Source organism: Planomonospora corallina (assembly GCF_042650625.1).
Lineage (GTDB): Bacteria > Actinomycetota > Actinomycetes > Streptosporangiales > Streptosporangiaceae > Planomonospora_B > Planomonospora_B corallina.
In genome coordinates, this window is sequence record NZ_JBHSBM010000074.1 from 1 (window position 1) to 21,463 (window position 21,463).

Here is a 21,463-nt window from a genome sequence, read left to right on the forward strand (position 1 = left end):
GGCCCGCATGTCCGCCGAGCTGCGGGCGGTCGTGAACCGGTTCTCCGTCTGACCCCCGCCGGAAGCGGCCGATACCGGGTCTCCGGCAGGAGCCCGGCACCAGCCTGCGCGTCATGACCGGTCGCAGGCGAAGGCATGCCGGGGGAGAGCGGGGTTACGGAGCCGTCTGCTTCAGGTGGCCTCCCATGCTCACCCATACCGGTCGGACCGTCTGCCGGAAGACCGGATCAGAGTGTCCATTCGTAATCGTCGGCGTCGATGAGGCGGTCGTCGGGATCGGGTAGCAAATCATCCAGGTCGATCTCGATGTCTGTGCCGGGCCGGTGCGTGCGTGCGTGCCATCGTCTGCCTCCGTCACGGGTCGACAGGCAAAAGCCGACGAGTAGAGGGACCGCATCCACGGTAGCGGAGGCGTCGACTCGATCTGAGGGCCGGGGCGTGTACCGCTTCAAAGTCGTCGCAGGGTGCTTGACCTGCAGATCTACCTGATGCGGCGGCTCAGGCAAGATTGGTTCTTGTGTCCCTCCGTCTCCTCTACCGGATCATGATCCGGGTGTTCGGCTGGCTGGTGCTGCTGGGCCGAAGCGAGGCGGCCGAGGACGTCAAGATCATGGTGCTTCGGCATGAGGTGGCGGTGCTGCGGCGTCAGGTCGCCCGGCCGAAGCCGGACCGGGCCGATCGAGCGGTCCTGGCCGCGCTGGCGCGGTTCTTGCCATCTGCCCTGCGCGCGCATCGACTGGTGACGCCGGGCACCCTGCTGACCTGGCACCGCCGCCTGGTCCGACGCCGATGGACGTATCCGAGCCGGTCGGGCCGCCCGAGAACGAGCAGGGAGATCCGGGACCCGGTGGTGCGCCTGGCGCGAGAGAAACCGGGCTGGGGATACCGCCGGGTGCACGGTGAACTGGCCCGGCTCGGCTACCAGGTCAGTGAGGCGACCGTACGGGCGCCGTCTCCGGAGCCGCGCCCAACCCCTGTGCCGAGCTGTGCAAGCTGATGGCGCAGCTGTACGACGAGAGAGGGAGGGTGACGCTGCCCGGCTTCTACGACCGGGTGGCGGAGCTGACGGCCGAGGAGCGGGGGCGGATCAACGCGCTGCCCTACAGCGACGCCGACTGGCTGGAGCGCACCGAGACCCGCACGGTCGGCGGCGAGGACGGCTACAGCGTGCTGGAGCGGGTCTGGACCCGCCCCGCGGCGGAGATCCTCGCCTTCATCGGCGGCGACCCCGTGGGCGCCTCCCGCGGCGCGATCCCCTCGGTGGCCTCGGTGGACCTGAACTTGCGCCTGGTTCCGGACCAGAAGGTCGCCGAGGCGGCCGAGCAGCTGAGGGCCTGGGTGGCCGAGCGGATCGGCGGCAAGGTCGAGTACCGGCTGGACGTCTCGCTGGAGGCGGCGCAGGAGCCGTACCGCACCCCGCCGGGCCATCCGGCGGCGGCCGCGCTGGGCCGGGCGATGGAGCGGGGGTTCGGCGCCCCGGTCGCGGGGGAGATGCGCAACGGCGGCGGCGGCCCGGCCCACCTGCTGCACACCGCCCTGGGGGCGCCGGTGGTCTTCTTCGGCACCGGCCTGCCGCAGGACCGCTGGCACGACAGCGACGAGCGGGCCGAGATCGACGCGCTGCTCAGGGGTGCGGCCACGCTCGCCTTCTGCTGGCCCGGACTCGCCGAGGCCCTGTCCGGGCGGACGCGACCGCTGCGCTGCGGTCCTTTAGGAGCGGTAGGTCTCCATGTGATGCTGCTCGCGCACCGACTTCATCGCCCGGCTCCAGGCGACCAGCTGGTCGAGCATCGTGGCCAGCGGCTGCTCGTGATGGGCGGCCGGGTTGAAGACAGAGAAGTTCTCGAAGTCGGTGAATAGCGACAGCATCACCTGGCCGCGCACGGTCGCAATCTGCAGCTCGGCGGCCACCAGGCGCAACTGCTCCACCGCGCGGGCGCCTCCGGCGCTGCCGTAGCCGACGAAGGCCGCGGCCTTGTTGTTCCACTCGGCGTACAGGTAGTCCAGGGCGTTCTTCAGCGCTCCGGATGGGCCGTGGTTGTACTCCGGGGTGACGAACACATACCCGTCGAACTCGGCGATCCTGGCGGCCCACCGCTGGGTGTGCTCCTTGCTGTACTGGCCCATCGACGGCGGCACCGGCTCATCCAGCAGCGGCAGGTTGTAGTCGGCGATGTCGACCAGTGCGAAGTCTACGTCGGTGCGCTTGGCGGCGAAGTCGTACACCCACTTGGCCACCGCCTCCCCGATGCGGCCGGGCCGGGTGCTCCCCAGAACGATTCCGATCTTGACCATGTCCTGCTCCTCGCGGAAGGTCGCTGACGCTGCATTCCGGGGGTCTGCACCATCTGTTACCCACGCTGGCGAGGGGCGACTCCTGTTATCGGATCGGATACTCCGAGGTGGTAGCGCGTCGAACGTCCTCCCGGCCCGGATCGGGGGTAGCAAGATATGCGCTCCGCCCGGCTGATCGCCTCCCGCCCGTACGGCGCAGCCGCGCCCTGCCCGGCCCCTGGCGCTCCGGCCGGGCGAGCGTAGCCGTCGCGGGCCGCCCCTCAAGGCCGCTCCCTCGCCGGGGCTCGGTCGGCGGCCTTGACCGCCGGACCCGCCGACAGCTCGATGCCCTTTTTGTTGCGCGCCCGGTTGCTGACAGTGAGGCTGAGAATTCCGGCACCCTCGGCCGTACTGGTGACGGCCCGTCGGACAACAGTCCTTCCGGCCCGGTCATCATTAATCCATTGACTGAGTGAGTACTCACTCCTAATGATGGAGTGCATGACGCACACCCCCACCCGGCGACGAGCGCCAGCAATGAGTACCGAAGACCGCAGAGCGATGATCGTGGCCACGACGCTGCCACTGGTCGCCGAGTACGGCGCCGCGGTCACCACCAGCCGCATCGCCCGCGCGGCCGGCATCGGCGAAGGCACCATCTTCCGGGTCTTCACCGACAAGGACGACCTGCTGCAGGCGTGCCTGGCCGAGGCGATGAACCCCGAGCACGTGCTGCGCGAACTGGCCTCGATCCCTCTGGACGATCCACTGGTCGACCGGCTGGTCCAGGCGGCCGAGGCGTTGCGCGCCCACCTGGAACGTATGGGCACGGTGATCGGCGCCCTGCACGCCTCCGGCCACCAGCGCGGGCGACCGGCCGGCGACCGACCCACCCCGGGCGGCCGGGAAGCCTCGATGAAGGCGACCCACGAGGCCCTCACCGAACTGATCGAACCCGACCGCGCAGTGCTGCGCCTGGAACCGGAGACGATCGCCTCGGTCTTCCTGGGGATGCTGTTTCCCCGCTTCCACCCCGCCTCCGGTGAAGCCGGGCCGTCCTCGCACGATCTCGTCGACATTCTCCTGCACGGCGTCGTCACTGCTCCGGGGAGCCCGGCATGACCATCACGCTGAACCACACCATCGTGCCTGCGGCCGACCACCGGCAGGCGGCCCGCTTCTTCGCCTCGATCATGGGCCTGGAGGAGCTGCCGCCCGCCGGCCGAAGCGGCCACTTCGCCCCCGTACGCGTCAACGAGCAGCTGACCCTGGACTTCATGACCGTGGCCGACCCCGTCGGCATGCACCTGGCCTTCGACGTGGACCCGGCCACCTTCGATCAGATCCTGGCCCGCCTGCAGCAGGCCGGCGTGCCCTACGGCAACCGTCCCACCGAGCCCGACAACGGCCGCATCGACCACCCGCTGTGTGCGCGCGGGCTGTTCTTCGTCGACGCCGCCCGCAACCTGTACGAGGTCATGTCTCCGGCCTGATCCCTCAAGCCGGACCACCGTCCCTGCTTCCGGAGTGGCTCGATTCCGGAAGCAGACGCCGAGCATGGTTTCCGGAAACGTGCTCGCTGTCGGGACGCAGCGCTTCGACGCTGCTTTCGGAGAACACGCGGCCGGCGGGCCGAGACCAGGTACGGGCTACGCCGTACGAGGCCGCCACCGGCCATCGGTGACGCCCGGCATCACTGACATCAACTGGGCGCACGACCCTGTCAACAACCGGGCGTATCCACTGACATCAACCGGGCGCTCAACACTTTTCCGCCCGGAGCGCTAGGAGAAGACCGCCGCGCGATGGTCGCCGAAACCCTGGAGCAAGTTAGTACGTTGGGTTACCCAAAGCCGTTTTTCCCCCGCTCAGCGGGGCGCCGAAGGAGGACGAACCTGAGCACCCCGCCCACGCCTTCGCGCACCTGCCGCCGGTCCCGCACGGAGGCCGGCCACCGCACCATCCGGACCATCCGGGTCAACCTCCGCCTGTCGGCCGAGGAGCACGCCGAGCTCGCCCGCGCCGCCGCCGGCCACGGCCAGACCGTGGCCGGGTATGCGGCGGCCGTGGCGCTGACCGTGGCCCGCGACGACCTGCCACCCGACCTGCAAGCGGGCTATGTGAGGCTCATGCGGCTGGAGACCCTGCTGCGCCAGACGCGGGGCGACCTCGCCCGGCTGCTCCACCACGACGACCAGGGCCCGAGCCCGGCGGAGGTCCTGGCAGCGCTCACCGCGACCCTGAAGACGGTCGAGGACGCCGTGGACGAACACATCCGCCCGATGCGCAGCGAGTGGAACCGGCGGACCAACCGCGGCCGCCGCCGACGCCGGGCCGCCGTCCGCCAGCAGCCGCCGGCGGACGAGCCGGGGGTCGAGCAGCATGCGAACGAAAAGTCTCGTTAGCAGGCCGGGCGGAAGCGGCGTGACATTCTGTTCCGGACTCGTCTGGGCGAGGACGACGCCTCTACCCCCGAGTTGGACTGATCTTGTTCTCAGAAATGGTTGGTTCTGCGAGAGCTGGTGATCATCCGGTGAGTGTCCGGTTTGTCCTTGATCTTCGTTCTCAGAACCTCTCGCAAAACCGACTTCTCAGAATGGGGTCCGCTATAGGTTTTGCGACATGACTGAGCTAGCGGATCCGGCCGCCGCCGTCGAACACTTTGATTGCCCGATGTGCGAGACTCCCGCGGGCAGCGCCTGCCGGACGCGGCGGCTGCCTGTGGGAGGCCGGTCCGGCGGTGGACGTCATGGTGCCGACGGGTGATGCGCCGCGCTTTCCTCTGCGGGCCGGGGTAGGGCGGGCAGAGTGAGGGTCAGGACGGCCCCGCCATGCGGGGCGTTGACCGCGGTGAGGGTGCCACCGTGCAGGTGTGCGTTCTCGGCTGCGATGGCCAGGCCCAGGCCGCTGCCCTCGGTCCGGGTGCGGGCGGCGTCACCCTTGGTGAAGCGGTCGAAGACGTGAGGCAGGAGGTCGGCGGGGATGCCCGGCCCGTCGTCGGAGACGGTGACGGTGATCCGGTCGTTATCGGCCCGTACCTGGACGATAACGGACACCGCTGGGCCGCCGTGCCGCAGCGCGTTGCCGACGAGGTTGGCCAGGATGACATCGGCGCGGCGCGGGTCGAGGCGGGCGCGCAGCCCGGCGGGGATGTCGGTGCGGACCCGCTCCTGCCAGCGCCGCAGCGCGAGCGTCTTGGTGATGAGCTGGCCCAGGTCGACCTCGTCGAGGTGCAGCACGGCGGCGCCCGCGTCGAAGCGGGACACCTCGATCAGGTCCTCGACCAGGCGGGTGAGCTTGCGCGTCTCGTCGGAGACCAGGTGCAGCGCCTCGGCGGTGAGCGGCGCGAGCCGGCCGTCTGCGGCGTCGGCGTCGAGGATCTCGGTGACCGCGCTCATGGCCGCCAGCGGCGTGCGCAGCTCGTGGGAGACGTCGGCGGCGAACCTGCGCGCGCGTGCCTCCATGGCGCGCAGCGCGTCGGCGTCGGCCTGCAGGGTGGCGGCCATCGTGTTGAAGGTCCGGCCGAGGTCAGCGAGTTCGTCCTCGCCGGTGACGTTCACCCGGGTGTCCAGGCGGCCGCCGGCCATCTGCTCGGTGGCCGTACGCAGCCGCCGCACCGGCCGTAGCAGCCGGCCCGCGGCCAGCAGCGCAGGCACGATGGAGGCCGCGGCGACAGGCAGCGCGCCGGCGCGGGCAGCGGCGGCCAGCGTGTCCACGTCCTGCTGCTGCGACCTCAGCGGGAGGCAGGCGTAGACGAGAAGCGGCGCGGGACCGTGCGGGCGTGCGGCGGCGGTGACGGGAAGGACCACGGCCAGCCAGGGCGACTGATCGTGGTGGAAGCGCTGGGCCAGGGCCGTGGTCGCCGTGGCGGCCCGGGCGCGCAGCTGCGCGGGCAGCGGCGGCGCCTGCGCCCCGGCGGTGACGAGCGGGCCGCCGCGGTAGGACAGCGCGGTGCGCCATTCACGTACGCCCGCCGCGCGGTCCAGTTGCAGGGCCAGCGTACGCAGATCCGCCTCTGTGAGGTCGGCGGGCAGGTCGGACGCACGGGAGGTGAGGTGGGCGCGCAGTTCCTGCAAGGCGTCGGCCTGGGCGCGTGCCACGATCGCGGTGCGGCCCTGGTGAAAGGTGACCGCGGCGGCGACCAGCGCGCTGAGCGCGGAGACCAGGAAGAACACCAGCACCAGCTGGGCCCGCAGCCCCCGGGCGAGCGACAGCCGGATCACAGCGGGCCGAACCGGTAGCCGAAGCCGCGCACGGTCTGGATGTAGCGGGGATCGCGGGGGTCGTCCTCGATCTTGGCGCGCAGCCGCATGACGCACGCGTCGACCAGCCGGTAGTCGCCGTGGAAGGTGTGCTCCCACACCTGCTCGAGGAGCTGCTGGCGGCTGAAGGTCTGCTCGGGCGCGGCCGACAGGAACAGCAGCAGCTTCATCTCCGTGGGCGCCAGCGCGAGTTGCGTGCCTTGCTTGAGCACGCGCAGCGCGACCCGGTCGATGAGCAGATCTCCGTAGGGGGTGCGGGCCTGGTCGATGGCCGGCTGGGAGGTGCGGCGCAGCACCGCGCGCATGCGGGCCTCGATGACCTCGCCGCTGGCCGGTTTGATCACATAGTCGTCGGCGCCGGCCTCCAGGCCGACGACGATGTCCACATCATCGTCGCGCGCTGACAGGATCACGATGGGCACCTGGCTGAAGGCGCGGATGCGGCGGCAGGTCTCCAGGCCGCTCATGCCGGGCAGCATCAGGTCGAGCAGCACGATGTCGGGAGCGCTCGCGACGAGTTCGGCCAGCCCGTCCTCACCGGTCGTGACCACCAGGGCTTCGTGGCCGCGGTGGCGCAGACCGAGGCTCACGCCCCGCCGCACCGCCGGGTCGTCCTCGATCAGCAGCACCCGGGTCATGAGAAGCCTCCCGGCTCGACGGGGACGGCCGTCCCGCTCTCATCGCACCTGACCAGCCAGGGGTCGTTCCCCATGCCGGGCTCCAGCACCTCGATGACGGGATCGCCGCCGGAGTCCGAGGCCGCGGCGGCCGTACACACCAGTTGGCTCACCGCCGCGTGCTGCAGATCGCGCACCAGCCACGGCAGGCGCAGCTCCACCCGGCCCTTACTCGTGCGGGCCTGGATCGGCCGAGACGTCGAAGGCAGGCGCGTGTTCAACCCCCGGGCGCGCTCGCCTGTCGTGGGGCCGGCCAGCAGCGCCTTCATGGCCTGCGGTAGCCGGTCGCCGGCCTGGGCCGGGCGGGACACCGGCCAGGTGCCCTGCGAGGTGATGAAGTACACCCGCAGCAGGTGGCTGCTGCGCGCGGTCAGGCCGCCTTCGACCGGCTGCCCGGCGGGGTGGGCGTCGGTGTCGGTGATTCCGCAGCCCGCCAGCATCGCCACCGCGACCAGGGCGGCCGCCATGCGCCCCAGCGTCCCCGGCATCTGTCGTCTCCTGTTCTCGGGCATGATCGGTGCGGTCACAGCTGGTCGAGTCTGCTCACGTTCACCGTGTCGGTGCCCGGCACCGGCCGTGGGATCGTCGCCCACAGGCCCGCTGCCGTGACCGCCGTGACCGCCAGTGCCGCCCATCCGCGTCGTCCGGTGGCCCACCCGGCGCGCAGCCGTACCGGGTCCTCCACGGCGGTCTTCGAGATTACCGCAGCCAGTAGCGACAGCCCGATCGCGGCGATCGTCCAGGCCCAGTCCCGTACCCCGCCGCCGGGCACGGCCGCCGGGCGCGGCAGCAGCAGGTAGATCGGCCAGTGCCACAGGTACAGACTGTAGGACAACTCGCCCAGCCGGCGCGGCACGGCGCTGCCGAGCACTCGGCCCACCAGCCCTTCTGGCACCTGGGCCAGGAGCGCGATCAGCGTGGCGCCGCCCAGGGCGTGCGCGAACATCCCACCGGTGAACAGGCCGGGCGTCTTCTCCCCGGCGGTCAGCAGCCAGGACGCGCCCAGCCCGCACAGCAGCAAAACGCAGATCACGTCCATGACCGTCTGCGGCAGGCGGGCCACGACGTCGCGCGCGGGCGCGGTGGCGGCGGCCGCGCCGAGCAGCAGCGAGAACGCGCGGGTGTCGCTGCCCTCGTAGGCGCGGGTGGTGTCCACGGCCGCCCCGAGTCTGATCATGAGCAGGAGCGATACCAGCGCACCCGCAACCGCGACGAGCGCGACCCTGCGATGCCCGCCCGGTCCTCTTCCGGCCACCACCACGATCAGGGGCCAGACCAGGTAGAACTGCCACTCGACGCCGATGCTCCACAGATGGGCGAACAGACGGGTGCCGGAGGCGTTCCAATAGCCGATCTGCTCGCCGATGTAGTGCCAGTTGACGCTCTGGGCGGCCACCCACGGCGCGTCCTGCAACGCCGACCTCAGCACGTCCGGTCTGGCGAACGCCCAGGCCAGCAGCAGGGTGGACATCACCATCAGCGTGAGCGCGGGCAGAAGCCTGCGGACCCTGCGCTGCCAGAAGGCCATCAGGTCGAGACGGCCTTGCCTGCCGAGCTCGGCCAGCAGCAGAGCGGTGATCAGGAACCCGGACAGGACGAAGAACAGATCCACGCCCAGGAACCCGCCGCGCAGATATCCGGCGTGAAACAGCAGGACCGCAGCAACGGCGAGCCCGCGCAGCCCATCGAGCGCGCCGATGTGCGCACGACGGGAAGCGTCGGCATGTGCCGGGCGAGAGGTGATGGCGTGTGCGCCACGAGAGGTCGAAGCCATCAGCCGCAGCCGAGTTTGACGAAACGCTCGTCGCCGGTCCAGGGCCCGGTGGCCCAGACGCGGGGGGAGGCCGGGGCAAAGCCCGTCAGCTCGCCGAGCTGCTTGGTGAACCAGGTGGCGAAGGCCGCCGACCCCTGCTGGCAGGAGTGGATACCGTCCTTGGCGCGCTGGGCCTTGTCGGCGCTGTGATCGCCGCCCCACAACTCGGTGGCATCCAGGTAGCTGACGTCGACGCCGTCGGCTGCCTTGGCGGCCATCGCGGGCGCTCTCTTGATCGCGATCTCGTGTGGCTTGAAGAATCCGTCGATCTTGAACGGTGGGGCGGATACCAGCACGAGGCGGGCGCCGGCGTCCTTGGCCGTCCGGGCGAGCTTGCGGTAGGCCGACAGCTGCTGGCGGGCGCTGCCCCAGTCATAACTGGTGAGCTGATAGGCGATCACCGTCGGACGGAAAGAGGAGAGGTTCTCCTGCAGCATCTTCCAGGTGTCGGCGGCCGCCTCGGCCGTCACCGGATGGTCGCCGGCGACGATGTTGCCGCCTCCATCGGAAGTGGTGTCCTTGAACGCCACACCACTGGCTTCCAATGCCGCTTCCAGGGCCGGGGCCTGCGCGCCGGCGATGGAGTCGCCCATCCACAGCACCCTGACGCCGGTCGCGGCCTGCCGAGTGTGCTGGGCCGTCCCGTCGGCCATCGCTTGTCCGCCACCCGCCGAGGTGCCGCAACCCGCGAGCATGACCACCCCCGCCACGGTCACTGCTGCCACGGATACGGCCGCTCCGGTACGGCGGTGGCCAGCCGGCCTTTGGCCGTACCGGACGTTCGGAGAAAGGTTCGTCGATCGCATGACCATCAGGCAATCAGGCGAATCCGGAGGTAACCGACGTTGTCATCGTTTCATCACACAATGGGGGACGTGCTGTCATAGAGGAAGACCAGCAGCCGCTCGCGGTCTGGACGTACCCGGTCAGTGGGCGGCGAGGCCGGCGAGGAGCACCTGCAGGGCCTTGCAGCGGCGCCTCCATGGGTGCGGTGCCGTCCGCCATGCGCATGAACGCCGCCACGTCCTCCACGCTCACGTCCTGCCGCAGTCGGCCCGCGGCCTGAGCCCGCTCCACCAGCGGGCCGATCACCTGCCCCGTCACTTCCCGGCCCTTGTCCGCGCTCGGCGCACTGACCCTGGCCAGCAGGTCGAACAGTGCCAGATCGTGCTCGCTCAGCACGCACGCCTCCATGAACACCAGCTCGAACGCCTGCCAGGGATCCGGTTCGGCGGCCGCCCGTGCCGCCACTTGGCGAGCTCCGGGGGTTGAGCAGCAACCGAGCGGCCAGTCACGTTAAGGAGAGCGGCGGGCACCTCATATCGTGATTGACCGTTCTGATGCGGGTGGTGTCAGGCAGATGCGCGGATCCTGCAACGGTTCGATGACTCTGCGTTGATTGCCGGCGGGTCGGTCCTACTTTGCGACGTATGCCGGTGGAGTTCTTGACTGATGATGAGGCGGCGGCGTACGGGCGATTCGCGGGGCCTCCGTCGCGGGCGGATCTGGAGCGGGTGTTCTTCCTCGATGACGAGGATCGGGCGCTGGTCGGACGGCGGCGCGGCGAGCACATGAAGCTCGGGTTCGCCCTCCAGTTGATGACGGTGCGGTGGCTGGGAACGTTCCTGGAGGATCCGCTGGATGTGTCCGCGGTGGTGCTGGAGTTCATGGCCGAGCAGTTGGAGATCGAGGACCCCTCGCAGGTGAAGCGGTACGCCGAGCGGCGGCCGACGCCGTTCGATCATCAGCAGGAGATCCGGCGGGTCTGCGAGTGGAAGGACTTCACCGACGTGGAGGGGGAGTTCGCGGCATGGGTGGCGGCCCGGTCGTGGACGTCGGGCGACGGTCCGAAGGTGATCTTCACCGATGGGGTGGGGTGGCTGCGGGAGCGCAAGGTCCTGCTGCCGGGCGTGACGACGCTGGCGCGGCTGGTCACGAAGGTCCGCGACGACACGACCAAGCGGTTGTGGGGGATGCTGGAGGGACTGCTGACGGTCGGCCAGCGCTACGTCCTGGACCAGCTGCTGGAAGTGCCGCCGGGGTCACGCGTGTCGGATCTGGAGCGGTGGCGCAAGGGGGTGCCGCCGCGGGCGTCCGGCCCGACGATCATCAAGGCCCTCGACCAGGTGGCGAAGATCAGGAGCCTGGGGCTCGCGAACCTGGGCGCCGAAGCGTTGGTACCGCCGCGCCGGTTGGGGGAGCTGGCCAAGTACGGAATGCGCGCGGACGCCTCGGCGCTGCGCCGTCACCCGGACGGCCGCAGGCTGGCGACGCTGTTGGCCACGGTCCGGCATCGGGAGGGCAAGTCGGTCGACGACACTCTGGAGCTGCTCGATCTGCTGATGGCGACCGAGCTGGTGAACAAGGCGCAGAACGCCTCGGACAAGGAGAAGGTCCGCAAGCACCCCAAGCTTGCCAAGGCCTCCGCGCGGCTGGCGGTCGCGGTGGAGGCGCTGTTCGCCTCCGACGGTTGGGGCGGCCCGGAGGAGGAGGTCCGCGTGGCGCAGGTGTGGGAGGCGATCGAGGCGGTCGTGTCCCGGCCGGAGTTGCGGACCGCGCTGGTGGTGAACGACAGTGTGCTGCCGGCGGACGCCGCCGATCCCGACGACTGGCGGGCCGAGCTGGTCGGCCGCTACACCACGGTGTCGGGGTTGTTGAAGGTGCTGCCCGAGGTGATCGAGTTCGGCGCGAACGCCGAGGGTACGCCGGTGCTGGAGGCGATGAAGGCGCTGCCGGGCGTGCTCGCCTATCGCAGTCGCCTGCCCGCTCCGCTGATCCCGGGCCGCCTGGTCGACGCCGAGGTGGTGAACGGCCCGTGGAAGCGGCTGGTGTTCGGCCATCCGGTGCGCGAGGACGGTTCGGTCGGTCGGCACGCTTACGCCTTGTGTGTGCTGGAGCGGTTCTGGCGGGCCTTGAAGCGCCGCGAGATCTACGCCGAGGCGCAACCCGCAGGCCGGGCTGCTGGAAGGCGCGCGCTGGGAGGCGGTCCGGCCTGAGGCGCTGGCCGCGCTCAGCCTCCCCGCCGATCCCGACCGGCTGCTGGCCGAGCATGCCCGTACCCTGGACGCCGCCCTGCGGGAGGTCGGCGGGCGGTTGATCGCCAACCTCGATGTACGGGTGGACTCCTCGGGGAAGATCCACCTGAGTGGGGTGAAGGCGATCGAGGAGCCGCCGTCCCTGGTGGACCTGCGGGCTCGCACCAGTGCGATGCTGCCGCGCGTGGAGCTGCCTGAGGTGATCTTGGAGGTCATGTCCTGGGTTCCGGAGCTCGCGACCGCGTTCACCGCCGTGTCGGGCGGCCGGTCCCGGCTAAAAGACCTGCCGGTCTCGATCGCTGCCTGCCTGACGGCCCACTCGCTGAACGTCGGGTACCGGCCGATCGCCAAGAAGGGTGTCGAGGCACTGGAGCGCTCACGGCTGTCGCACGCGTTCCAGAACTACGTCCGCCCCGAGACGTTGAGCTCGGCGAACGCGCCGCTGGTCGGCAAGCAGGCCGATCTGCCGCTCGCCCAGGCGTGGGGCGGCAGCCTGGTCGCCGCGGTCGACGGGATGCGGTTCGTCGTCCCCGTCCCGGCCGCCTTCGCCCGCCCCAACCGCAAGTACTTCGGCTCCAAACGCGGCATGACCTGGCTGAACGCCATGAACGACCGCGGCATGGGCCGCGGCGCGAAGATCGTGTCGGGCACCATCCGGGACTCCCTGCACATGGTCGACGTCGTCTTCGGCCTGGACGGCGGCGACCTGCCCGAGATCGTGGTGTCCGACACCGGCTCCTACAGCGACCTGGTCTTCGGCCTGCTGGAGCTGCTCGGGATCTCTTACCGGCCGGCCCTGGCCGATCTGCCCGACCAGAAGGGCTGGCGGATCAGCCCGACCGCCGACTACGGGCCCTTGAACACCTTCGCCCGAGGCAAGATCGACCTGGGCAAGATCCGCCGCAACTGGGAGGACATCCTGCGGGTGGCCGCCTCGATCTGCACCGGCACGGTGCGCGCCTACGACGTCGTCACCATGCTGCAGGCAGGCGGCCACCCCACCGCGCTCGGCGAAGCGATCGCCTCCTACGGCCGGATCTTCAAGACCCTGCACATCCTGGCGTTCATCGACGTCGACGAGACCTACAGCCGCGACATCAAGGACATCCGCAACCTCCAGGAGAACCGCCACTCCCTGGCCCGTAAGATCTGCCACGGGAAGAAGGGCGAGCTGCACCACCGCTACGAGCGCAGCCTGGAGAACCAGCTCGGTGCGCTCGGTCTCGTCCTGAACTGCGTCACGCTCTGGAACACGGTCTACCTGGACGCCGCCGTGCGCCGGCTCAAGGCGCAGGGCTATCCGGTGCGGGAGGAGGACATGGCCCGGCTGTCGCCGTTCGTCCACTCCCACCTCGGCGTCCACGGCACCTACACCTTCGTCCTGCCCGACCTGGCCCCTGGCGCCATCCGCGACCTGCGCGATCCCGACGCCGAGCAGGACGACGAGATCTGACCGGTCCCGCCCGCGGGTTGGCGGGGTCGGCGCGAAGCCCGCCGCCCGGAGCGAGCGATCGGTGGGCATGGTCGCGTGGTGATGCCGCCCGTCAGCCGGTGATGGGCGGGCGCCAGCCGTGGGTCAGAATGCCGAAGATCGTCTCGATGGCGGCCCGGGGGTCGTGGCGGCCGCGGGCGAGGGCGGGGATCTCCAGCACGTAGCGAGCGAGAGCGGCGCAGGCGAGGTCATCGTGGTCGGCACCGAAGGCGTCGGCGATGGCCGCGGCGAGGGCTTTGGTGTGCCGGGTCCACATGCGCTCGGCATAGGCACGCAGTTCGGGTGTGGAGTCCACCAGGTGGGTGAACTCGGCTCGCTGAGGGTGGGTCTCGATGCGGATCCAGGTGTCCAGGACATGCCGGCGGAGGGCGTCGAGGACACTCTGGCCGGGCGTGCGCCGCGCGACCGCGGCGACGAGCTGTGCCTCACGGTCCTGATCCTCGTCGAAGACGAGTGCTTCCTTGCCGGTGAAGTGCTTGAACACCGTGGTGGTCGACACGTCCGCGGCATCGGCGATGTCGCGGATGCTCACCTGGTCGTAGCCCCGCTCGAGGAAGAGCCGCAGGGCCGCATCGGCGATCGCTTGCCGCGTGGCCGCCTTCTTGCGCTCGCGGCGGCTGATGGAGGAGACAGTCATAGATGAAGCATACCCAATTACGGCACCATACAAATTATGAACTGAATAACTTAGTTGACTCGTTGCACTTTTGTGCTTAGTCTCGTCAACGTCACAAGGCCCCAGGCCGGCGGCGCATCCTTCCAGGCCTGCGCAGCACCCGCCCATCACAGGCTTTGTCGTCCCTCTGCCTGCGCGCCTGCGAGGGCTGGACGTGAGCGTCCGGCCCGCCTGCCGCAGGCCCTGACCACCACTGATCACAAGGAAACAGCCATGACTTCTCCCGCACCCCGCCACGCCCGTATCAGCGTCATCGGCGCCGGACCGGGCGGCCTGACCTGCGCCCGCATCCTGCAGCGGCACGGCCTGGCGGCCACCGTCTACGATCGCGACGCCGGCCCGGACGCCCGCGACCAGGGCGGCACCCTGGACCTGCGCACCGACGACGGCCAGGTCGCGCTGCGCGAGGCCGGCCTGCTGGAGGCGTTCTTCGACCTGGCCCGCCCCGAAGGGCAGGAGATGCGCCAGATGAACCCCGACGGCCAGCTCCTGTTCCACCACGTCCCCGGCGACGGCGAACTGTTCAAACCGGAGATCGACCGCGGCCGGCTGCGCACCCTCCTGCTGGACTCCCTCCAGCCGGGGACGGTGCAGTGGGGCCGAGCCCTCACCACGATCAGCGGACCCGCCGACGGCCCCCGCCTGCTGCACTTCGCCGATGGCGGCACCGTCGAGACCGACCTGGTCATCGGCGCCGACGGCGCCTTCTCCCGGGTCCGCCCCGCCGTCTCCCCGGCCGTCCCCCATTACAGCGGAGTGAGCTTCCTGGAGGCATGGTTCTCCGACGTCGACCAACGCCACCCCGACATCGCCGACCTCGTCGGCCAGGGCGGCGCCGCCGCGGCCGACGGTGAACGCGGCCTGTTCGCCCAGCGCAACAGCGGCGACCACATCCGCGTCTACATCATCCAGCGCACCCCCGCCGACTGGATCACCCAGAACGGGCTGACCATCGACGACACCGACGCCATCCGCGCCCTGCTCCTCAAGCAGTACACGCACTGGTCCCCCAGCCTGCGCCGCTTGATCAGCGACAACGACGGACCCTACGTCGACCGCCCCATCCACACCCTGCCCGCACCCCACACCTGGGCGCACAACCCGACCGTCACCCTCCTCGGCGACGCCGCTCACCTCATGCCCCCGCTCGGCGTCGGCGTCAACCTCGCCATGCTCGACGCCAGCGAACTCGCCCTCGCCCTCGCCGGAGCCCCCACCATCGACGACGCCATCCGCGCCTACGAGCACACCATGCTTCCCCGCTCCACCGAGACGGCTCAACTCCTGGAAGGCGGCGCCGAACACCTGCTGTCCGACGAACTCCCCGACTTCGCCCGCGACGACGACCTCCAGCCCTGACGCTTCGCCCGGGGTGCGGAACATGGCAGGAAGGCATCGCGGGGTGGGCGGGGGTTCGTTTAACGAACGGCAAATGAACGATCGGACCAGGTTCGACGGTACCGCGGGCGTGTGGCTGGCGCGCGTTCGTCAAACGGTGGCGGTCTCAAGGGATCAACGCATCACTGCTGTTCAAGATCTCAGCGTAGACCTCCGCTGGACTGCGGTAGCCGTGAATCTTGCGTGGGCGGGTGGGCCCCATGTGGCCTTGCCACCCGGGCGGCCGCGGACACCGACCTCTCCGATGAGGATGCCGCTGAGGGCGCGGCCCACCGCCCATCCGCGGTCGCGGCGCAGGGGCGCGACGTCCGAGGCCGGCTGGTAGGCGTCATGGAAGCGGTCGAGGGCGCCGTCCGGCAGCAGAATCCAGGCGGCGGCGAGGTCGCAGGCCGGGTCGCCTGTGCACAGGTCGCCGAAGTCGATCACGCCGCAGAGGGTGCCGTCCGCGGTCAGGACGTTGGCCGGATGCAGGTCGCCGTGGAGCCACAGCGCCGGGCCGGCCCAGCCGGGCGCGGCGGCGGCGTCGTCCCAGACCGCGCGAACAGCGTCCGGGTCGGGGATGAGTCCCAGCTCGGTGGCCGAGGTGAGCTGCTGGGCGAACCTCTCGGAGTGGTCGGCGAGCGGCCCGCCCCTGCCGAAGCGGCCGGCGGGCGCCTCGGCAGGGGCGGGCCGGTGCAGCGCCGTCAGGAAGCGGCCAGGATGTCGGCGGCCTCCGCGGCGCGGGTGACGGGGGCGCGGTCGGCCGGCTCGCCCGGCACCCAGGTGGTGACGATCCAGGGCCGTGGAAACAGAGTGGAGGGCTAGCCGAGGCGCTGCGGGACGGGAACCGGCAGCGGCAGGCGTGGGGCGAGGACGGGTAGCCAGGTGTGCTCCTTGCCCAGTAGCGCGTCCGCGGACTCCGTCGCCCAGGGCAGCCGGACGGCGAGGTCGTCACCGAGCCGCCACAGCTGATTGTCCCAGCCGCGCGCACCGAGCCGCACCGGGTGATCGGCCAGGTTAGGGTGCTGGTCGCGCAGCAGATCCCGTACCAGCTCCGCGGTGATCTCGATCTCGGTGTGCGTCATGCGCAGCAACGGTAGCCCGATGACAGCCGGGCCGATCCGCCCCTGCTGTACCCGAAGGAAGGGCGCTGGCGGCGGAGACCTTGTCTCCGCCGCCAGCGGTGGCTGATCAGCTGATCAGCTGGTGGAGCAACCAGGTCATGACGGCGTTGGCGATGCCGGCCGCGATGCCGCGCAGCGCGGCGGCAGTCAATGCCAGGCGCTGGGCACGAGTGAGCTCGTTGGTTTCGTCCATAGCGGTCTCCTGATGATTCGGGGGACGGAGCAAGCCGATCGGCTGAGATCCACCATCCGATCGCGTGGGGGAGCGAAGACGAGTTGCGACGGGTTAGCCCTCTGTGGCCAGGTCGTAAGCAGTTCGTCCGGCATTGCAGATCGATGCGCGACGATGATGGAGCGATGAGTGGCGATGGGTCTGGCAGTGGAACGCGCCGACCGCGTCCGATCGCACGCCCCGCTCTGGCACCGGGACCGCTGAGCGATTTGAAGGACCTGCTCTACGAGCTGTACGTGCAAGCCGGTCGCCCATCGCTGGACGACATCACGGCCGCCGTGCTCGCCGATGACGATCTTTCGGGTGCCCCTGGACGCGACAGCATTAACCGGATCCTCGGATCGACACAGCTTCCTCCCAGCCAAGCCGATGTGGTGGCCGTCGCCACGGTGCTGGCCCGCCTGGCCCGCTGGGAGGTAACCGACGCCGTCCATCGAGCCCGTGATGGTTGGGTGAAGGCGCACCTGGCCGCTGCCCGGCCGCCGACCGGCCCAGGTCAGCCGGTTGCACAGGCGAATCCGCTGGCGCTGGAAGTCCATCCGGCCATCACCGCAGGGTCGGCCGCCGACGGCCTGGATGTGTTACCCGTCTACATCCCCCGTGCTCACGACAGCCGGCTGGCTACGGTGGTGGAGGAGGTGCGCAACGGAGCCTGCCGGCTGGTGATGCTGGTGGGAGGATCCTCGACGGGTAAAACGCGTGCCTGCTGGGAAGCGGTCCGCTCCCTGGGAGAACCGTGGCGGCTATGGCATCCGATAGATCCGAGCCGCCCGACCGCCGCTTTAGGCGATCTTCCCCAGCTGGGACCGTACACGGTGGTGTGGTTGAACGAAGCCCAGCACTATCTCCTCACCTCCGACCCGGCCTTGGGAGAGCAGATCGCCGCCGGGCTGCGCGAACTGCTGCGCGGCCCCGGGCGCGGACCGGTACTGGTCCTGGGCACCTTGTGGCCGCAGTACTGGGACATCCTTACCGCGGTGCCCGCTCCCGGCGTCCCTGATCCGCATGCCCAGACACGTGAACTGATCAAGGATTGCTGTATCCGCCTACCGGAGACCTTCGCCGGCGCCGACCTGCAGGCCGCAGGCGAGTACGCCGCACGCAGCGGAGACCCACGGCTGACAGAAGCTCTGCGCCAGGCCTCCTCGGGGCACCTCACGCAGTACCTCGCCGGCGGGCCGGCCCTCATCGCCCGCTATGACAACGCTGAACCCGCCGCCCGTGCGGTGCTGGATGCCGCCATCGACGCCCGCCGCCTGGGACACGGTCCCGCTCTGACACGCCTGTTCCTGGAGGAAGCCGCTGCCGGCTATCTGACCGATGAGCAGTGGGACCTGCTGAGCGACGACTGGCTGGAGCGCGCATTCGCCTACCTGGCAGACCCGCGCCCCTGCCGTGGCGCCCGCCCTCCGCTGACTCGGATCCGCCCCCGTCCCGGCAGCCCCTCGGTCTCAGCGGGAACCGGTGGTGAGCCGTGCTACCGGCTGGCCGACTATCTGGAGCAGTACGGTGCCCGCCAACGCCGCCTGCTGTTTCCCCCGGCCGCGTTCTGGAATGCCGCCGTCCGCCACGCCGCCACCTTGAGCGACCACGTCGCCCTGGCGAAGGCCGCACAAGAACGAGGCCGTCATCGCCATGCTTTCGCGCTATGGCAGCATGCCGCTGATGTCGGTGACGCCTCCGCGCTCTACAACCTCACCGTCCTGCGCGAGCGGACGGGAGACTACAAAGCCGCCGAACACCTAGCCCGCGCAGCGGCTGCGGCAGGAGACACCACCGTGCTCTACCGCCTTGCTGAACGACGCCAGTGGATAGGCGATCACGAAAGCGCTGAACGCCTGGCCTACGCGGCGGCTGACGCCGGAGACGCTTCCGTCCTTTGCAACATGGCCCGGCTACGTGAACGGGCAGCAGATCACGAAGGGGCCGAACGCCTGGCCCGCGCAGCCGCGAAGGCAGGTGACGCCTCCGCCCTGCACGATCTCGCCTGGCTCCGGGAACAGCGAGGAGATGACACGGGAGCCGAACGCCTGGCCCGGGCGGCCGTCGAAGCAGGCAACACCTCAGCCCTTCAGAACCTGGCACGGTTGCGCGAGCGGGCCGGAGACACTCACGAAGCCGAACGTCTAGCGCGGGAAGCCGCTGAGGCCGGCCACACATACGCGCTGCACGACCTAGTCGAACGCCGCCAGCGGTTGGGAGAGCACGAAGGAGCCGAACGGTTACAGAACCTGATCACTTGCACCGAAGCGGCCAGCGACTCCTCCGTAGCCACGCGACACAAGCGGGCCACCCAGCGCTCAACTGGTGAACAACTCACTCGGGAAACCTCGACAGCCGACCGCACATACGCGCTACGCCGTCGAGCCGAACGTTATGAACAGACCGGCAACCTGCTGAAGGCCGAGGAACTGTACCGGCTGCTGGCTAAAATGGGCGATCCTTCCGCCCTCCAGAATCTGGCACGGATGCGTGAGCGGGCCGGAGACCTGCGGGAGGCCGAGGAACTGTATCGAACGGCCGTCGGGATGGGTGATCCTTCCGCCCTTCAAGGGCTGGCGTGGATGCGTGAGCGGGCCGGGGATCTGCGGGAGGCCGAGCACCTGGCTCAGGCAGCCGCCGCGGCCGGAGACACCACTGCGCTACGCCATCTTGCCGAGCGACGCGAATGGGCCGGGGATCTGCGGGAGGCCGAGCACCTGGCCCAGGCAGCCGCCGCGGCCGGAGACACCACTGCGCTACGCCATATGGCTGAACGACGCGAGCGGATCGGGGACGCTGAAGGCGCCGAGCGCCTAGCTCAAGCGGCCGCCGCTGCGGGAGACCCCTCCGCCTTGCAGGACCTTTCCGGGATACGCGAGCAAGCCGGTGATCACCAGGATGCCGAACGGCTGGCCTATGCCGCAGCCGACGCGGGTAACACCTCGGCCTTCCACAATCTCATCGAGCAACGCGAGCAAGCCGGTGATCGCCAAGGTGCCGAACGGCTGGCCTATGCCGCAGCCGACGCGGGCGACGCCTCAGCGTTGTGGAACCTGGCCCGGCTACGGATGCAAACGATCGCCGATGAGCGGTGGAAGGACCTGCTGCGGTTCGGCCTGGAAGCGGACGGGACGATCAGTGATCCCTGGTAAGGCGAGTTACCGCGGATAGTATCTGATTATCTGCGATAGTCTCCGGGTAGGCGATCACCCGCCCGAGGTCACCGGACCGGCCGCATGATCATCAGGCGGGCGACTCGGGGTGCTTATCTGCGATAGCGCGGCGGAGGGGACATGGCACGGATCCATCACCTGGGCCGGTCATCCGATCATCCGGCGCTCGCCGATGCGATCGCCTCCTTCCTCGGAGGCATCGCGACGGCCAACACCGCCCGCGCCTACGCCACCGCCCTGCGCGCCCTGGCCGCCGAGTTCGGCGACCGCACCCCATTGGAAGTCCTCGAGGGGGAGGCCGGCGTCGACCGCCTCGCCGCCTGGTTCACTCACCGCTGGGGCGGCGCCGCGCCGGCGACGTTCAACGCCCGCCTGGACGCCCTCGGCTCCGCCTGCGCCTGGTGGCGCCGGCAGGGCTGGCTGACCTCCGATCCGCTGCGCCGCATCCAGCGCCGCGCCCGCACCCCCGACCGCACCCCCGACCGCACCCGCGCCCTGCCCCGCGCCGACATCGGCGCCCTGCTCAACCGGCCCGCCCTCGCCCTGCGCGAGCGCACCCTGTGGCGGCTGCTGTACGAGAGCGCGGCCCGGGCCGAAGAAGTCCTCGCCCTCGACGCCGGCGACCTCGACCTGCGCAACCGCCGCGCCAAGGTCCGCCGCAAGGGCGGCGCCGTCGACGTCATCGTCTGGCGCACCCCCACCGCCCGCCTTCTGCCCCGCCTGCTGGACGGCCGCCGCACCGGGCCGGTGTTCCTGACCGACCGCCGCGCCCGCGTCGCGCTTCCGCCCGCGGACCTGGACCCGGCCTCCGGCCGTGCGCGGCTGTCGTATCGGCGCGCCGCCGAGCTGTTCGAGCACGCCACCGCCGCCCTGCCAGGCGGGCCGTGGACGCTGCACCAACTGCGCCACTCCGCTCTGACCCACGCCGCCGAGGACGGCGCCAACACCTCCACCCTGCTCGCCTACTCCGGCCACACCTCGGTGGCCTCGCTGGCCCGCTACGCCCGTGTCTCCCCCGAGGCCCTGGCCCGCTGGCAGGAGAGCCGCGACCCGGCTGCCCGACGCCGCTGACCTTCACGGTCAGGTTCAGGAGAAGACTCCAACCACATCCGAACGGCGGACGGCGGTAACTCCGTCTACCCGGTCCGTTAGCGCCGTTGGCCGTTCGGTTGCTGCTCAAGGGCCGTCACCCAGATAGAGCTGAAACCGTTCCACGCGCCGAGAACGCTTCGGCCTTGACAGTGAAGGCCGCACAACACCACAGTTCAAACGGGTCCTACGGGTCCTACGGGTACTACATTCGTAGATCTTGATTCATTTGGCCCCGCTGCGGGATGTAGTTAAGT

The 21,463-nt window shown here is 70.2% G+C and carries 19 protein-coding genes and 2 pseudogenes; 11 read left to right on the forward strand and 10 right to left on the reverse strand.

The features are described 5' to 3' along the window. Positions 1-517: 517 nt before the first annotated feature. Both ACFOWE_RS31745 and ACFOWE_RS31750 read left to right on the forward strand, forming a co-directional pair. Positions 518-997, forward strand: a complete 480-nt coding sequence (locus ACFOWE_RS31745; protein ID WP_377294407.1) for a hypothetical protein — start codon at positions 518-520, stop codon at positions 995-997. Beyond that, positions 997-1,635, forward strand: a pseudogene (locus ACFOWE_RS31750) (peptidase dimerization domain-containing protein); the annotation flags it as partial. The gene ACFOWE_RS31745 and the pseudogene ACFOWE_RS31750, both read left to right, overlap by 1 nt. Positions 1,636-1,710: 75 nt before the next feature. Here ACFOWE_RS31750 and ACFOWE_RS31755 read toward each other — a convergent pair. Further along, positions 1,711-2,295, reverse strand: a complete 585-nt coding sequence (locus ACFOWE_RS31755) for an NADPH-dependent FMN reductase (protein ID WP_377294409.1) — start codon at positions 2,293-2,295, stop codon at positions 1,711-1,713. 516 nt (positions 2,296-2,811) lie between these two features. Here ACFOWE_RS31755 and ACFOWE_RS31760 point away from each other — a divergent pair. The 4 genes from ACFOWE_RS31760 (at position 2,812) to ACFOWE_RS33940 (ending at position 5,040) form a co-directional block, all read left to right on the forward strand. Further along, entirely contained in the window at positions 2,812-3,396 is a 585-nt protein-coding gene (locus ACFOWE_RS31760; RefSeq protein WP_377294411.1) for a TetR/AcrR family transcriptional regulator, read from the forward strand. Further along, positions 3,393-3,767 (forward strand): VOC family protein, encoded by a 375-nt coding sequence (locus ACFOWE_RS31765; protein WP_377294413.1) that lies wholly within the window; start codon positions 3,393-3,395, stop codon positions 3,765-3,767. Before ACFOWE_RS31760 ends, ACFOWE_RS31765 begins: the two co-directional genes overlap by 4 nt. Before the next feature lie 312 nt (positions 3,768-4,079). Next, the gene (locus ACFOWE_RS31770; protein ID WP_377294415.1) at positions 4,080-4,679 is read left to right on the forward strand and encodes a hypothetical protein; all 600 of its coding nucleotides are present in this window, start codon (positions 4,080-4,082) and stop codon (positions 4,677-4,679) included. Positions 4,680-4,947: 268 nt separating this feature from the next. Then, a complete protein-coding gene (locus ACFOWE_RS33940) occupies positions 4,948-5,040 on the forward strand; it encodes a hypothetical protein (protein ID WP_449301236.1) in 93 nt (30 codons plus the stop codon). On the opposite strand, the gene ACFOWE_RS31775 is transcribed toward ACFOWE_RS33940, so the two are convergent. From ACFOWE_RS31775 to ACFOWE_RS31800, 6 genes are all read right to left on the reverse strand, one after another. After that, positions 5,022-6,497 (reverse strand): sensor histidine kinase, encoded by a 1,476-nt coding sequence (locus tag ACFOWE_RS31775; protein WP_377294417.1) that lies wholly within the window; start codon positions 6,495-6,497, stop codon positions 5,022-5,024. The genes ACFOWE_RS33940 and ACFOWE_RS31775 overlap by 19 nt on opposite strands. After that, complete coding sequence (locus tag ACFOWE_RS31780; protein ID WP_377294419.1) at positions 6,494-7,174, reverse strand: response regulator transcription factor; 681 nt, start codon at positions 7,172-7,174, stop codon at positions 6,494-6,496. The genes ACFOWE_RS31775 and ACFOWE_RS31780 overlap by 4 nt, the downstream gene beginning before the upstream one ends. Further along, positions 7,171-7,701 carry a hypothetical protein gene (locus ACFOWE_RS31785; protein ID WP_377294421.1) on the reverse strand — a complete coding sequence of 177 codons (531 nt, stop codon included), beginning with the start codon at positions 7,699-7,701 and terminating at the stop codon, positions 7,171-7,173. The genes ACFOWE_RS31780 and ACFOWE_RS31785 overlap by 4 nt, the downstream gene beginning before the upstream one ends. A 35-nt stretch (positions 7,702-7,736) precedes the next feature. Continuing rightward, positions 7,737-8,987, reverse strand: a complete 1,251-nt coding sequence (locus ACFOWE_RS31790) for an acyltransferase family protein (RefSeq protein WP_377294423.1) — start codon at positions 8,985-8,987, stop codon at positions 7,737-7,739. Then, entirely contained in the window at positions 8,987-9,751 is a 765-nt protein-coding gene (locus tag ACFOWE_RS31795; protein ID WP_377294425.1) for an SGNH hydrolase domain-containing protein, read from the reverse strand. Before ACFOWE_RS31795 ends, ACFOWE_RS31790 begins: the two co-directional genes overlap by 1 nt. Before the next feature lie 94 nt (positions 9,752-9,845). Next, positions 9,846-10,277 (reverse strand): SbtR family transcriptional regulator, encoded by a 432-nt coding sequence (locus ACFOWE_RS31800; RefSeq protein ID WP_377294427.1) that lies wholly within the window; start codon positions 10,275-10,277, stop codon positions 9,846-9,848. 179 nt (positions 10,278-10,456) lie between these two features. Between ACFOWE_RS31800 and ACFOWE_RS31805 the strand changes: the two genes are divergently transcribed. Together ACFOWE_RS31805 and ACFOWE_RS31810 are read left to right on the forward strand one after the other, a co-directional pair. After that, positions 10,457-12,022: a DUF4158 domain-containing protein gene (locus ACFOWE_RS31805; protein WP_377294429.1), complete on the forward strand. Its 1,566-nt coding sequence runs from the start codon at positions 10,457-10,459 to the stop codon at positions 12,020-12,022. A 97-nt stretch (positions 12,023-12,119) separates the two neighbouring features. Next, positions 12,120-13,514 (forward strand): transposase, encoded by a 1,395-nt coding sequence (locus ACFOWE_RS31810; RefSeq protein ID WP_377294431.1) that lies wholly within the window; start codon positions 12,120-12,122, stop codon positions 13,512-13,514. 91 nt (positions 13,515-13,605) lie between these two features. Here ACFOWE_RS31810 and ACFOWE_RS31815 read toward each other — a convergent pair whose 3' ends face one another. Further along, positions 13,606-14,190, reverse strand: a complete 585-nt coding sequence (locus ACFOWE_RS31815; protein WP_377294433.1) for a TetR/AcrR family transcriptional regulator — start codon at positions 14,188-14,190, stop codon at positions 13,606-13,608. A gap of 252 nt (positions 14,191-14,442) precedes the next feature. On the opposite strand from ACFOWE_RS31815, the gene ACFOWE_RS31820 reads away from it, so the two are divergent. Continuing rightward, a complete protein-coding gene (locus ACFOWE_RS31820; protein WP_377294435.1) occupies positions 14,443-15,588 on the forward strand; it encodes an FAD-dependent oxidoreductase in 1,146 nt (381 codons plus the stop codon). Positions 15,589-15,759: 171 nt separating this feature from the next. Here ACFOWE_RS31820 and ACFOWE_RS31825 read toward each other — a convergent pair. Beyond that, positions 15,760-16,691, reverse strand: a pseudogene (locus ACFOWE_RS31825) (aminoglycoside phosphotransferase family protein). A 106-nt stretch (positions 16,692-16,797) separates the two neighbouring features. After that, entirely contained in the window at positions 16,798-16,923 is a 126-nt protein-coding gene (locus ACFOWE_RS31830; protein WP_377294437.1) for a hypothetical protein, read from the reverse strand. Positions 16,924-17,171: 248 nt separating this feature from the next. Between ACFOWE_RS31830 and ACFOWE_RS31835 the strand changes: the two genes are divergently transcribed. Both ACFOWE_RS31835 and ACFOWE_RS31840 read left to right on the forward strand, forming a co-directional pair. Then, positions 17,172-20,096 (forward strand): hypothetical protein, encoded by a 2,925-nt coding sequence (locus ACFOWE_RS31835; RefSeq protein ID WP_377294439.1) that lies wholly within the window; start codon positions 17,172-17,174, stop codon positions 20,094-20,096. A gap of 141 nt (positions 20,097-20,237) precedes the next feature. Beyond that, positions 20,238-21,188: a tyrosine-type recombinase/integrase gene (locus tag ACFOWE_RS31840; RefSeq protein ID WP_377294441.1), complete on the forward strand. Its 951-nt coding sequence runs from the start codon at positions 20,238-20,240 to the stop codon at positions 21,186-21,188. Positions 21,189-21,463: the final 275 nt, after the last annotated feature.